Origin of the sequence: Mesorhizobium sp. M1312, from assembly GCF_040318115.1 — a bacterium.
In the GTDB taxonomy this organism is placed as follows: Bacteria; Pseudomonadota; Alphaproteobacteria; order Rhizobiales; family Rhizobiaceae; genus Mesorhizobium.
The window spans coordinates 47556-60712 of sequence record NZ_JAMYLQ010000026.1; the positions used below are offsets into that span (position 1 = coordinate 47556).

Annotated in this window: 10 protein-coding genes; 6 read left to right on the top strand and 4 right to left on the bottom strand. The window is 65.0% G+C overall.

Annotated elements, in window-relative coordinates:
- Window positions 1-137 precede the first annotated feature (137 nt).
- Genes NKH36_RS25385 through NKH36_RS25400 form a run of 4 tightly spaced genes read left to right on the top strand, consistent with a single transcriptional unit; the run spans window position 138 to window position 6966 of the window.
- Window positions 138-1142, top strand: a complete 1005-nt coding sequence (locus NKH36_RS25385; protein WP_352953013.1) for an AAA family ATPase — start codon at window positions 138-140, stop codon at window positions 1140-1142.
- On the top strand, window positions 1142-2053 hold the full coding sequence (locus NKH36_RS25390; RefSeq protein WP_352965023.1) for a DUF58 domain-containing protein: 912 nt from the start codon (window positions 1142-1144) through the stop codon (window positions 2051-2053). The genes NKH36_RS25385 and NKH36_RS25390 overlap by 1 nt, the downstream gene beginning before the upstream one ends.
- On the top strand, window positions 2050-4875 hold the full coding sequence (locus tag NKH36_RS25395) for a DUF4159 domain-containing protein (RefSeq protein ID WP_352965026.1): 2826 nt from the start codon (window positions 2050-2052) through the stop codon (window positions 4873-4875). The genes NKH36_RS25390 and NKH36_RS25395 overlap by 4 nt, the downstream gene beginning before the upstream one ends.
- 3 nt (window positions 4876-4878) lie before the next feature.
- Window positions 4879-6966: a hypothetical protein gene (locus NKH36_RS25400; RefSeq protein WP_352961501.1), complete on the top strand. Its 2088-nt coding sequence runs from the start codon at window positions 4879-4881 to the stop codon at window positions 6964-6966.
- Between the two features lie 238 nt (window positions 6967-7204).
- Here the strand turns inward: NKH36_RS25400 and clpS are convergent, their stop codons facing one another.
- The 4 genes from clpS to NKH36_RS25420 form a co-directional block, all read right to left on the bottom strand.
- Window positions 7205-7510 (bottom strand): ATP-dependent Clp protease adapter ClpS, encoded by a 306-nt coding sequence (gene clpS / locus NKH36_RS25405; protein WP_352961498.1) that lies wholly within the window; start codon window positions 7508-7510, stop codon window positions 7205-7207.
- A gap of 180 nt (window positions 7511-7690) precedes the next feature.
- A complete protein-coding gene (gene choV / locus NKH36_RS25410) occupies window positions 7691-8872 on the bottom strand; it encodes a choline ABC transporter ATP-binding protein (RefSeq protein WP_352961495.1) in 1182 nt (393 codons plus the stop codon).
- Window positions 8869-9723, bottom strand: coding sequence for a choline ABC transporter permease subunit (gene choW, locus NKH36_RS25415; protein WP_095494431.1), 855 nt, complete (start codon window positions 9721-9723; stop codon window positions 8869-8871). The genes choV and choW overlap by 4 nt, the downstream gene beginning before the upstream one ends.
- 161 nt (window positions 9724-9884) lie before the next feature.
- Window positions 9885-10832: a choline ABC transporter substrate-binding protein gene (locus tag NKH36_RS25420; RefSeq protein ID WP_352961492.1), complete on the bottom strand. Its 948-nt coding sequence runs from the start codon at window positions 10830-10832 to the stop codon at window positions 9885-9887.
- A 217-nt stretch (window positions 10833-11049) separates the two neighbouring features.
- Between NKH36_RS25420 and NKH36_RS25425 the strand changes: the two genes are divergently transcribed.
- A complete protein-coding gene (locus NKH36_RS25425; RefSeq protein ID WP_352961489.1) occupies window positions 11050-11655 on the top strand; it encodes a thymidine kinase in 606 nt (201 codons plus the stop codon).
- A gap of 399 nt (window positions 11656-12054) precedes the next feature.
- On the top strand, window positions 12055-13143 hold the full coding sequence (locus NKH36_RS25430) for a hypothetical protein (protein ID WP_352961486.1): 1089 nt from the start codon (window positions 12055-12057) through the stop codon (window positions 13141-13143).
- Window positions 13144-13157: the final 14 nt, after the last annotated feature.

Consider the following 13157-nt stretch of genomic DNA (forward strand, 5'->3'; position numbering starts at 1 on the left):
ATAGTCACTGTTGTTCCGCTTGTCAGCCTAAGTCTGTGATTTAAGTTCAAAGACAGGCGCCATGCGAGGCCGAATCGCGGCACTCTGCAGCGTCGAAGGTGCAAGCCGGTATTTCCAACGAGAAGGATCGATGCTGCATGAGCGTGATGATCAAGGAAAGCCCGATCAGCGAAAAGGATATGATCGGACAGGCCGAGACGGCGCTGGCCGACATTTCCAGGGTTCGCGATGGCGTCGGCCGCGTCATCTTCGGCCAGGAAAGCGTCGTCGAACGCACCCTGGTGGCGCTGCTGGCCGGCGGCCATGCGCTGCTGGTCGGCGTGCCCGGCCTCGCCAAGACCAAGCTGGTCGAGACACTGGGCATTGTGCTCGGCCTCGATTCCCGCCGCATCCAGTTCACGCCTGACCTGATGCCGTCCGACATTCTCGGCTCCGAGGTGATGGAGCAGGACGAATTCGGCAAGCGTTCGTTCCGCTTCATCTCCGGGCCGATCTTCGCGCAGCTGCTGATGGCCGACGAGATCAACCGCGCTTCGCCGCGCACCCAGTCGGCGCTGCTGCAGTCGATGCAGGAATACCACGTCACCATTGCCGGTGTCCGCCACGACCTGCCGGCACCCTTCCACGTGCTGGCGACGCAGAACCCGCTGGAGCAGGAGGGTACCTATCCGCTGCCCGAGGCGCAGCTCGACCGCTTCCTGATGCAGGTCGACATCCTCTATCCGGAAATCGAGGCGGAGCGTCGCATTCTTCTGGAAACCACCGGCATAGAGGACGCCAAGGCGCAGAACGTGCTGCAGCCGGCGCGGCTGAAGGAGATCCAGACCCTCATTCGCCGCATGCCGGTGCCGGAAAGCGTCGTCGAGGCGATCCTCCAGCTGGTGCGCTCGGCGCGCCCCGGCCAGGGCAATGCCGAGACCGACAAGCACGTCGCCTGGGGCCCTGGCCCGCGCGCCAGCCAGGCGCTGACGCTGTGCGCCCGCGCCCGCGCCCTCTACGACGGACGGCTGGCGCCGTCGATCGACGATATCAGAGCGCTCGCCGAGCCGGTGCTGCAGCACCGCATGGCGCTGACCTTTGCCGCCCGTGCCGAGGGCACGACCGTGCGCGACGTGGTGGCGAAACTGGCAAAAGGCATCTGATGGCGCGTATAGGCGAGGCCCAGGCACCGGCGGCGACGCGTGACGCGCTCGCCCGCGGCCGGTTGCGGGCTTCGCTGGTGCCGGACCTGCTGGTCGAGGCGCGCCGCATCGTCAACACGGTGATCGCTGGCTGGCACGGCCGCCGCAAGCGCGGCATCGGCGAGAATTTCTGGCAGTTCCGGCCCTATGTCGAGGGCGACTCGTCGCGCGTCGACTGGCGCCGCTCGGCCCGCGACGACCATATCTATGTGCGCGATCGCGAATGGGAGGCCGCCCATACGGTGTGGCTGTGGGCAGATCCCTCGCCTTCCATGCTCTACAAATCGACTGGAGCCACCGTCTCGAAGGAGTCCCGCGCGCTGGTACTGGCGCTGGCCATGGCTGAGCTTCTGTCGCGCAGCGGCGAGCGCATCGCCTGGCCCGGACTGACCGATCCGTTCACCGCCCGCAACGGCGCCGAACGCCTCGCAGCGCAGCTCACGCATGCCAGCGAGCTGCCGGCAAAGCCCGACCTGTCCGCCATCCGCCGCTTCTGCGACATCGTCATCGTCAGCGACTTCCTCGATCCGGTCGAGGACACCATCGCCTGGCTCGACGTGCTCGCCCGCCACGGCGTGCGTGCCCATCTGATCGAGGTCGCCGACCCCGCCGAGGAGAGATTCCCCTATGCCGGCCGCACCGAATTCACCGATCCCGAGACCGGCGACAAGCTGACCGCCGGCCGTGCCGAAACGCTGGGCGATGAATACCGACTGCTTTACATCGCCCGCCGTCAGGAACTAACCGACTGGTGCAAGCGGCTCGGCTGGAGCTTCACCGTCAACCACACCGACCGCCTTGCCTCCGACGCGCTGGTGCGTGTCCACATGGCGATGACCGTCGATGGCAGCTCCGGGAGGATCCGCGCATGAGCTGGCTGCCGCTCTCCCTCGGGGCGCCGATGGTGCTGTGGGGCCTTCTGGCACTGCCGGTGATCTGGTGGCTTTTGCGGTTCACCCCGCCCAAGCCGCAGACCGAGGTCTTCCCGCCGCTGAAGATCCTGGCCCGGGTGCTGAAGCGCGAGGAGACGCCGCAGCAGAGCCCGTGGTGGCTGACGCTGCTCAGGCTGCTGATGGCCGCCCTTATCGTTGCGGCGCTGGCCGAACCTGTCTTCAACCCGCGTGAAAGACTGCCGGCCGAGGGGTCTGCCCTTGCGCTGGTCATCGACAATGACTGGGCAAGTGCCGCCGACTGGGGCCAGCGCGTCGCCACTGCCGAACGGCTGATCATCGATGCCAGCTCCAACGGCGTGCCTGTGATCATCGCCTTCACCGCCGAGAAGCCCAATGCCGAGATCGGCCCCTTCGACGCCGCCACCGCGCTCGACCGGCTGCGCGCGGCAAAGCCGCGGCCGATCCCGACCGACCGCCCTGCCGTCTACGCCCGCGTCGCGGCAACCCTGGAGACCTTGCCGGGCGCCAGCGTCGCCGTGCTCGCCGACGGTCTGGCGGCGGAAGGCGACGAGGCCGCCTTCAACACGCTTTTGTCGAAGAACGCCGCCCGCGTCGTCTGGGCCGCCTCCGACCGGCCTGGCCTGGTCGGCCTGACCGGCGCCGACAACCAGGTGGACGGCTTCGAGCTGACCGCCATCCGCGCGCCGGGCGATCCGGCGCCGGCTCAGGTGACCGCCGGCGCCTTCGACGACAAGGGCCGCCGCATCGCCGACGCCACGCTGACCTTCTCGCCGGGCGAATCCACCGCCACCAGCACGATGGCGGTGCCGTTCGAACTGCGCAACGATTTCGCCTCGATCGCGCTCGACGGCCAGCGGCAAGCCGGCGCCGTCCGCGTGCTAGACGAGAATTCCAAGCGCCGCCGCGTCGGGCTGCTGTCGCAGGCCGAAGCCGACCAGGCGCAGCCGCTTTTGTCGCCGCTGTACTACATCCGCCGCGCGCTGCAGCCCTTCGCCGATCTGACCGAGCCGTCGAGCGCCGACCTTGCCGACGCCATCCCGCAACTCCTCGACCAGAAGCCGGCGATGATCGTCATGGCCGATGTCGGCACCATTCCGGAGCAGGTGCGGCAAAGGCTGGTCGACTGGGTCGACAATGGCGGCACGCTGGTGCGGTTCGCCGGCTCGCGGCTGGTCGCCGCCGGCAATGACGACGACCTGCTGCCGGTCAGGCTGCGTACCGGCGAGCGCTCGCTTGGCGGCGCGCTGTCGTGGACGACGCCGCAGCCGGTCACCGATTTTCCGAAGACCGGTCCCTTCGCCGACCTCGCGCCGCCCGCCGAGGTCACCGTCACCAGGCAGGTACTGGCCGAGCCGACGCCTGATATCGTCGAGCGCACCTGGGCCACGCTTGCCGACGGCACGCCGCTGGTGACCGGGATGAAGAAGGGTAAGGGCACGCTCGTCCTGTTCCATGTCACGCCGGAGGCGACCTGGTCGAACCTGCCGATCTCCGGCAGCTTCGTCGAGATGCTGCGTCGCATCGTGCAACTGTCGCGCAACCAGGGTGCAGCGGTCGCCAATGCCGAGGCCGCCGCCGCCTCGCTGGCGCCCTACCGCATGATATCAGCCGACGGCACGCTGGTGCCGCCGACGCCGGATGCACGGCCGCTGGTGCCGAGTGCCGGCCCGCTGCCGGTGACGTTCGAGAACCCGCCTGGCCTGTACGGCTCCGAAACCGGCGTCCTCGCCCACAATCTGCTCAATGCCGAAAGCAGCTTCGCACCGCTGGTCCGTCCTCAGATCACCGTGCCGGTCACCACCATCCAGTACGCTTTCGACGAATCGCACAATTTGAAGGGCCCGCTGGTGGCGGCAGCCCTTTTGCTGATGGTGCTCGACACGCTGGCCGTGTTCTGGATGGGCGGCCTGTTCTCGCGCCGGCCGCGCCGCGCCGGCACGGCTGCTGCAACCACCGCCGCCCTGCTGATTGCGCTCGGCGCCCTGGTCGGCCACACCGACATCGCCCGCGCCGACGATGCCAAACCCGGCGACGCTCGGGCGATCGAGGACATTTCGAAGACCCGGATCGCTTATGTGCAGACCGGCGAACGGAGCGTCGATTCAATCAGCCAAGCCGGGCTGGAGGGTCTGACCCGCTTCCTGATCGAGAAGACCGCGCTCGAGCCGGGAGCGCCGGCCAGCGTCGATATCTCGAAGGACCAGCTGTCCTTCTATCCCCTGATCTACTGGCCGATCGATCCTGCCGCACCGATGCCGAGCCAGGCCGCGATCGCCCGCGTCGACGCCTATATGCAGCAGGGCGGCACGGTGCTGTTCGACACGCGCGACCAGTTCGCCACCGGCATCGGCGCGGATTCGGCCAGCCCGGCGACGGAGCGGCTGCGCGACATCCTCGGCAACCTCAACGTGCCGCCGCTGGAACCGGTGCCGCCGGATCACGTGCTGACCAAATCCTTCTACATCCTGCCTGAGTTTCCCGGCCGTTTCGCCGGCGGCCCGCTCTGGGTCGCGGCGTCGCTCGAAGCCACGAACACCGAGAACCGCCCGGTGCGCACCGGCGACGGCGTCTCGCCGATCATGATCACCGCCAATGATTTCGCCGGCGCCTGGGCGGTCGACGAGAATGGCGACCCGCTTTTGCCGACCGTGCCGTCGGACCCGATGCAGCGCATTTATGCGCTGCGCGCTGGCGTCAACATCATGATGTATATGCTGACCGGCAACTACAAATCCGATCAGGTGCATGTGCCGGTGCTGCTCGAACGGCTGGGGCAGTGAGCCATGAACTGGTCGCTCGCCTTCGAACCGCTCATCTCTTGGCCGCTGCTCGGCTTGGTGCTGGCGCCGCTGTTGCTGCTGGCATTGGTCGGTCTGTGGTTTCGCCAGCGCGGCGCGGTCTTCCGTCTCGCCGGCCTGCTCGCGCTGGGTGCGGCCCTGCTCAACCCGGTGTTCCTCGACGAAGAGCGCGAGGCGCTGAAAAGCGTCGTCACCGTCGTCGTCGACCGCAGCCACAGCCAAGACATTGGCGAGCGCACCAAGCAGACCGACGAGGCGCTAACCGGGCTTCAGCAGCGTCTCGGCCGCTTCAAGCAGTTCGACGTCCGCGTCGTCGAGGCCGGCAAGTCGGAAGCCGCCGAAGAGCGCACCGAAACGCGGCTTTTCGGCGCGCTTGAAAGCGCTTTCCGAGACGTGCCGCCCTCGCGCATCGGCGGCGCCATCATGATCACCGATGGCGAGGTGCATGACGCCCCCGGCGGCACGCCCGACTTCAACGCCCCGCTGCACGCGCTGATCACCGGCAATGACCAGGAAAAGGATCGCCGCATCCGCTTCGAGAATGCGCCGCGCTTCGGTCTGGTCGGCAAGCCACTCGAAATGACCTATCGTGTCATCGGCACCAACAACGAGGCCGGCTCGGTCGATGTGCGCGTGTCGGTCAATGGCGAGCAAGTTTCGGTCGAGCGCGCCACCATCGGCCAGGCCATGCCGCTGCAAGTGACCATTCCCGGCGCCGGCCGCAACATCGTCGAACTCGCGATCGACCCCGAGCCCGATGAACTCACCGACACCAACAACCGCGCCATCGCGCTGATTGACGGCATCCGCGAGAATTTGCGCGTGCTGCTGGTTTCCGGTGAGCCGCATGCCGGCGAGCGTACCTGGCGCAATCTGCTGAAATCCGACGCCTCGGTTGATCTGGTCCACTTCACCATCCTGCGGCCGCCGGAAAAGCAGGACGGCACGCCGATCAACGAACTGTCGCTGATCGCCTTCCCGACGCGCGAACTGTTCGTCGAGAAGATCAAGGATTTCGACCTGATCATCTTCGACCGCTACCAACACCGCGACGTGCTGCCGATCCTCTACTACGACTACATCGCCGAATATGTCGAAAAGGGCGGCGCGCTGCTGATCGCGGCAGGGCCCGAATATGCCGGCGAAAGCTCCATCGCCCGCACGCCTTTGATGTCGGCGCTGCCGGCGATGCCGACCGGCGAAGTCGTCGACAAGGCCTTCTACCCGCGCCTCACCGAACTCGGCCAGCGCCATCCGGTGACGCGCGGGCTCGACGGCTCCGCCACCGAGCCGCCGCACTGGAGCCGCTGGTTCCGCACTATCGGCGTCGAAAACCCCGAGGGTGAGGCGGTGATGAAGGGCGCCGACAACCGTCCGCTGCTGCTGCTCGACCGCAAGGGCGAAGGCCGCGTCGGCATGTTCCTGTCCGACCAGGGCTGGTTATGGGCGCGCGGCTTCGAGGGCGGCGGCCCGCATGTCCAGCTCTATCGCCGCATTGCCCATTGGCTGATGAAGGAGCCCGAACTCGAGGAGGAGCGGCTGACCGCCGACGGCCGCGGCATGATGCTGGAAATCCGCCGCCAGACGATGAGCGACGATCCCGGCCCGGCGCAGATCATCACCCCGTCCGGCAAGGCGATGACCGTCAAGCTAGAGAGAGCCGAACCCGGCGTCTTCCTGGGCAGCATCGAGACCAGCGAGATCGGCCTCTATCAGGTCGGCAATGGCGACCTGAAGGCGCTTGCCCATGTCGGCCCGGTCAATGCGCCGGAATTCACCGACGTCGTCTCCACCGAGAACCGGCTGAAAGCGCCGGCCGAGGCCACCGGCGGCAGCGTGCGCCGGCTGGCGCCATCATCGGCCCTTGGCAACCTCACCGGCGGCGTGACGCTGCCGTCGGTCGTCCCGGTCCGCTCCACGGGCGCGGCGTCCGGCAACGACTGGATCGGCCTGCGCAACACCGACGACAGCGTGCTGAAGGCCGTCTCGCGCGTGCCGCTGTTCGGCGGGTTCCTCGGCCTCGGCCTGCTGCTTCTGGCATTGGGCTCGATGTGGTACCGCGAGGGGCGGTAGCTTCCCTTCTCCCCGTTCACGGGGAGAAGGTGCCGGCAGGCGGATGAGGGGCGGCGCCAGCCTGAAGTGATTAGCAATCTCCACGAGCAACCTAAGTTAAGTATTGGCACCCGGCGCCGCCCCTCATTGTCCTGCCGGACATTTCTCGCCGTATAGTGACGGGAAGAAAGACGCGGTCGCGAATTGGTTTCGCCAATTGTCAACGGCACAGACGGGGAGCCAAGGCCAGGAAGGAGCACTACTCCTCAGGCTCCGTCGTGAACATCAGCGGATAGCCCTTGGCCTTGCCGGCATCGGTCGCCCGCGCCGCCTTGGTCTCGGCGACGTCCCTGGTGAAGACGGCGACGACGCAGACGCCGCGCTGGTGCGCGGTGATCATCACCCGCCGTGCCTGGTCTTCGCTCAGCTTGAATTCGCCTTTGAGCACCGTCACCACGAACTCGCGCGGCGTGAAATCGTCATTGAGGAGGATAACCTTGTAGAGCTTCGGCCGTTCGATTTGCGGCTTCGTTTTGGTGCGGGGTTTGGTGACGATCTCAGGCATCGGAACCGGCAACAGCGCGCAAGAATTTCGCGTTTATTCTGGCATAGGCAAAAGCGGGCGTCCATTTTGAGCCGCTTACAAACCGCCTTCCCGGCGGGCGCGACCGTTCACGAGTCCGTGCCTATATGAGACCGCCGCCAAGCGGCGCAGAAACGATACGGGACGTTTCGTTTAGAATAGCTACCGCCGCAGCACCGCACTCAACACGTCCCTGATGCCGATGGCGCCGACGAAGCGCGACTGGTCGTCGAACAGCGCCACCGGTGCGGTCTGCGAGCGGTGCATGGCCAGCATCACCGTCTTCAGCGAGGTGCCGGGATTGGCCCAGAATACCTGCGTCGTCTCCTCCGGCTGCGCCTCGACATCGGCGCACGACACCCAGAACGCCGGCTTGCCGTCGCGCTCGGCCGCCGCCACCAGCCCGTGCTCGTCGATCTTGAAACGCGTCGTCTTGCGGCGGTCGAGCCACACCCAGCCGTCCTCGCCGTGCTCGAGGTCACGGCGGTCGCGCATCACGTTCCAGGCGGTCAGCACCGAGAGCGGATTCACATTGGCGATGAAGTCGCGGACATAGTCGTTGGCGGGGCGCAGCACGATGTCTTCCGGCGCGCCGGTCTGCACGATGCGCCCGCCTTCCATGATGGTGATGTGGCTGCCGATCTTCAGCGCCTCCTCGAGGTCGTGGCTGACGAAGATGATGGTCTTCTTCAGTTCGGCCTGAAGCTGCAGCAACTCGTCCTGCAGCTTGGTCCGGATCAGTGGGTCGAGCGCCGAGAACGGCTCGTCCATCAGCAGGATCGGCGCTTCGGTGGCAAACGCACGCGCCAGCCCGACGCGCTGCTGCATGCCGCCGGAAAGCTCATGGGCGTATTTCGACGCCCACTGGTCGAGGCCGACGAGCTTCAACTGGCGTGCCACGCGCGCCTTACGCTCGGCTTCGGGCACGCCGGAAAGCTCCAAGCCGAATCCGACATTTTCCGCGACGGTGCGCCAGGGCAGAAGACCGAACTGCTGGAACACCATGGCGACCCGCGTCTGTCGGATGTGGCGCAGCGTGGCGGCGTCGCAGGCCGCGACATCGATCATGCGGTCGCCGTCCTTGACCATGACGTTGCCGCGCGCCGGCACGTTGAGCAGGTTAACGGCGCGGAGCAACGTCGATTTGCCGGAGCCGGAGAGGCCCATCAGGACGGAAATCTCGCCCTCGTTGACGGTCAAATTGGCGCCGGCGCAGCCGAGCACGGCGCCGGTCTTTTCCAGGATTTCCTGACGCGTCGCGCCCCTGTCTACGAGCGCCAGCGCTTCCTTGCGCGCCGCGCCGAAGACGATGTCTACATTTCTGAAATCGACCGCAGCGCTCATTTGGCGGCTCCCGTGCCGATGCGGCTGATGCGGTCGAGGATGATGGCGAGCACGACGATGGCGAGGCCAGCTTCGAGCCCGAGCGGGATGTTGACCGAGTTCAGCGCGCGCACCACCGGCTTACCAAGGCCGTTGGCGCCGATGAGCGCAGCGATCACGACCATGGAGAGGCAGAGCATGATGCACTGCGTCAGCCCCGCCATGATGGTCGGCAGCGCCGCCGGCAGCTCTACTTTCCACAGGAGCTGGCGTTTTGTCGCGCCGAAGGCTTCGCCGGCCTCGATCATCGGCTTCGGCACCGAGGTGATGCCGAGATGCGTCAGGCGGATCGGTGCGGGAGCGGCGAAGATGACGGTAACGATGAGGCCGGGAGCGATGCCCAGGCCGAAGAGAATGAGCACCGGGATTAGGTAGACGAATGTCGGCATAGTCTGCATCAGGTCGAGGATTGGCTGGAGATAGCGGTAGCCACGCTCGTTATGCGCCGCCCAGATCCCGATCGGCACGCCGATGGCCATGGAGGCCGCAGCGGCGCCCACGACCAGCACCAGCGTCTCGACGGTTTCTTGCCAGAGATCCTGGTTGACGATGAACAGGAGGCCGAGCGCGACGGCAAGCGCCAGCTTCCATGATTTCTGAAGGTACCAGGCTAGCCCAGCTATGGCAGCTACCAGGAGAACCGGCGGGACGAGCAGCAAAAGATCGACCAGCCCGTCGAGAACGACGGTGAGCCCGTCGGCGATACTGTCGAAAAACCACTCGAAATTGGTGGTCAGAAAGTCGAAGAAGGTCTTGCCCCACCGCCCGATCGGGATCTTGAAGCTCGAAATCAGTTGCGAAACTGGATCCATGGCAAATGTCCCCTCATTCTTCTTCACCCTCCCCTGGCGGGGTGGGTCGAACCGCTCAGCGGAGCGGGGTGGGGTGGTCACGGTTATGCTCCGTTCTGCACCACCCCCACCGTGGCGCGCGCCGCACCGACCCTTCCCGCAAGGGGGAGGGTGTAAGTCTCCTACGAACCCAGCGCGGTTTTCACGGCGGCCGCGGCGTCACCGCCGTCGAAGGTCGTCACACCGGCGAGCCATGGCGTAATCGCGTCCGGATTGGCCTTGAGCCATTCGGTAGCCGCGGCCTTCGGATCGGCGCCTTCATTGAGGATCGCACCCATGATCTCGTTTTCCATCTTGAGCGAGAACACCATGTTTTTGAGCAGCGCGCCGACGTTCGGACATTCGGTGGTGTAGCCGGCCCGGACATTGGTGGCGACGGTCGCGCCGCCGAAATTCGGGCCGAACACCTCGTCGCCGCCCGACAGATAGGCCATCTTGATGTTGGCGTTCATCGGATGCGGCTCCCAGCCGAGGAAGACCACGTCTTCGCCCGATGCGGCCGCTTTCTGCACCGCCGACAGCATGCCAGCCTCCGAGCTTTCGACGAGCTCGAAGTCCTTCAGGCCGAACTTGTCGGCGGCGATCATGTCGAGGATCAGGCGGTTGCCGTCATTGCCGGCTTCGATGCCGTAAATCTTGTTGTCGAGCTTGTCCTTGAACTTGGCGATATCCGCGAAATCCTTGAGACCGGCGTCATAGGTGTGCTGCGGCACGGCGAGCGTATACTTCGCGCCTTCGAGGTTGGTCACGACCGTCTCGACCGACTTGTCTTCGAGATAGGGCTTTATGTCGGCTTCCATGGTCGGCATCCAATTGCCGAGGAAGACGTCGACGTCCTTGTTCTTCAGCGAGGTGTAGGTGACCGGAACCGACAGCACCTGCACGTCGGGTTCGTAGCCGAGCGCTTCGAGGATGACGCTGGCGGTAGCGGTGGTGGCGGTGATGTCGGTCCAGCCGACATCGGCAAAACGCACCGGCTTGCAGCTTTCCGGCTCGGCGGCGAGTGCGCCGCTCGCGGAAAGAAATGCCGCCAGACCGAAGCCGGCGGCGAATAGTTGCATACGCGACATCATGTATTCTCCCATTGTGATCTATCGGCGAAGCGAAGTTGCGGTTTTGTCTCCGCCTTGTTTCGTCAGCCAAACACCATTCTGGTGCGGTTTCAAGCGGTAAGACAATCGCGATCAACGGCGCGGGCTGGCCGATCAGCGACACGTTCGCCGCTTTTCCGGTGGAATGTAGGGACGCCCCCTCCCCGCGCCGGGACAACTCGGCTTAAAAGGCGGCATGGCCAAACTGTACTTCCACTATGCGACGATGAATGCCGGCAAGACGACGATGCTGCTGCAGGCCTCGTACAATTACCGCGAGCGCGGCATGGCGACGATGCTGTTCGTCGCCGGCCATTACCGCAAGGGCGATACCGGGCTGATCTCGTCGCGCATCGGCCTGGAGACGGAGGCCGAGATGTTCCGCGACGGCGACGATCTGTTCGCCCGGGTCGCCGAGCATCACGACCACACCACCGTGCATTGCGTCTTCGTCGACGAGGCGCAGTTCCTCGAGGAGGAGCAGGCGTGGCAGCTCGCCCGCATCGCGGACCGGCTTGATATCCCGGTGATGTGCTACGGCCTGCGCACCGATTTCCAAGGCAAGCTGTTTTCCGGCTCGCGCGCGCTTCTGGCGATATCAGACGATCTGCGCGAGGTGCGCACCATCTGCCGCTGTGGCCGCAAGGCGACGATGGTCGTGCGCCTCGGCGCGGATGGCAAGGTGGCGAGACAGGGCGAACAGGTGGCGATCGGCAAGGATGTCTATGTCTCGCTCTGCCGCCGCCACTGGGAAGAAGAAATGGGCCGCGCCGCGCCCGACGATTTCATCGGCTTCACCTAAGGCGCGTCGCGTCTTAGCGCGACGCGCTTCAGTTCTCGTTGTTATGCGTGTCGTTGTCCCAAAACCGCTGCGCACTTTTGGGCGACATGCATCAAGCCTGACCAGCGCTATTCCGCGTTGCGTGCGCATGGATCGAACGGTGCGAGGACGGAGGGGGGAGAACTGCGGCAAGAAGAACCGCGATCGGTGAGCTATTCGTTGCTTTGTGACGGCAGTTATGCTATTGGTTTGAGTATGGTGCTGATTGCGCCAACGACCCGCCGCCGAGGCGGGTTTTTTGTGTCGGGTTTCGGCGCTATCCTTCGCAAACTCCTAATCTTCCGCCTTCCCTTCCCCCAATGCCGCACATATATTCGCGGCGGTTCGCAACACGAACAAATGCCGAAGTGGGAGGCCCCAATGGCGACATTGCAGAATTTCGATGCCGAAATTGCCAAGACCAAGCAGGTCGTGCAGGACATGCGCACCAAAATCGAGCAGTCCGGCACGGTGCTCGACACGCTCGCCAAGACCGACAAGAAGATCGGCGACGCCAATTTCGACCTCGAGAACGCCCGCATCGAGGATGTGCTGAAGCAGCAGAAGGTGATGGAAGGCAACATCGCCGACCTGATCATCGGGCTGGAGGACGCCACCAACGTCTTCGGCGCCGAATTCGAGAGCATGAAGAACTACACCGGCTGGGAAAGCTTCGTCGGCATATTTTCCGACCAGAGCAAGCAACGCATGCGCACCGACCGCGTCCGTAACATGTCGCTGGCCGGCAATCTGCAGGAGCTTCTGGCGAAATCCGACACCATCGTCGGCATCCTCAAGGCGCAGAAGCAGATCCTCGACCAGCGTTACAAGACCTCCGAGGCGAGCCTGTCGCAGGTGATCGAGCGCCGCAAGGCGACGATGTCCAGTCTCGAGACCGTGCAGAAGCGCATCGAGGAGCTCAATCCGATGCTGCTCGACATTGAGAACAAGATCGCCGCCTCGACCAGCCAGAAGGAGCGCACGCAGCTTGAGGGCGAGCGTTCGAAACTGGCCACGGAATACAACGAAAAGCAGGCCAAGGAGCAGGAGCTGCTGGCCGAAAGCCAGACGCTGGAGCGCTACACCTCGATGTTCCAGACCTTTGTCGATTCGCTGAACAACCAGATCGCGGCGCAGTCGACGCTGATCAACAAGCTGACCATCGATACCGAGCAGCGCATCGTGCTCTACAAGGCGCTGGAAGATTCACTGAAGACGGCCGCCCAGCAGGACGTCGCCCACAAGATCAACACGCTGGGCAGCCAGGTCGACAACACCGCCGAGGAGACCATGGCCGGCATCGGCGCGGCCTCGCAGAAGCACATCGGCGATCTTCTCGAAATGCACGAGAAGAACATGGTGGCGACTGCCGACATCCAGCGCCGCAAGAAGCTGGCCGACGATGCCTTTGCCCGCCGCTTCGACGATGTGATGAAGAAGCACAATTCGGCGAACTACGTGCAGTCGTAATTGCTGCACTCGCA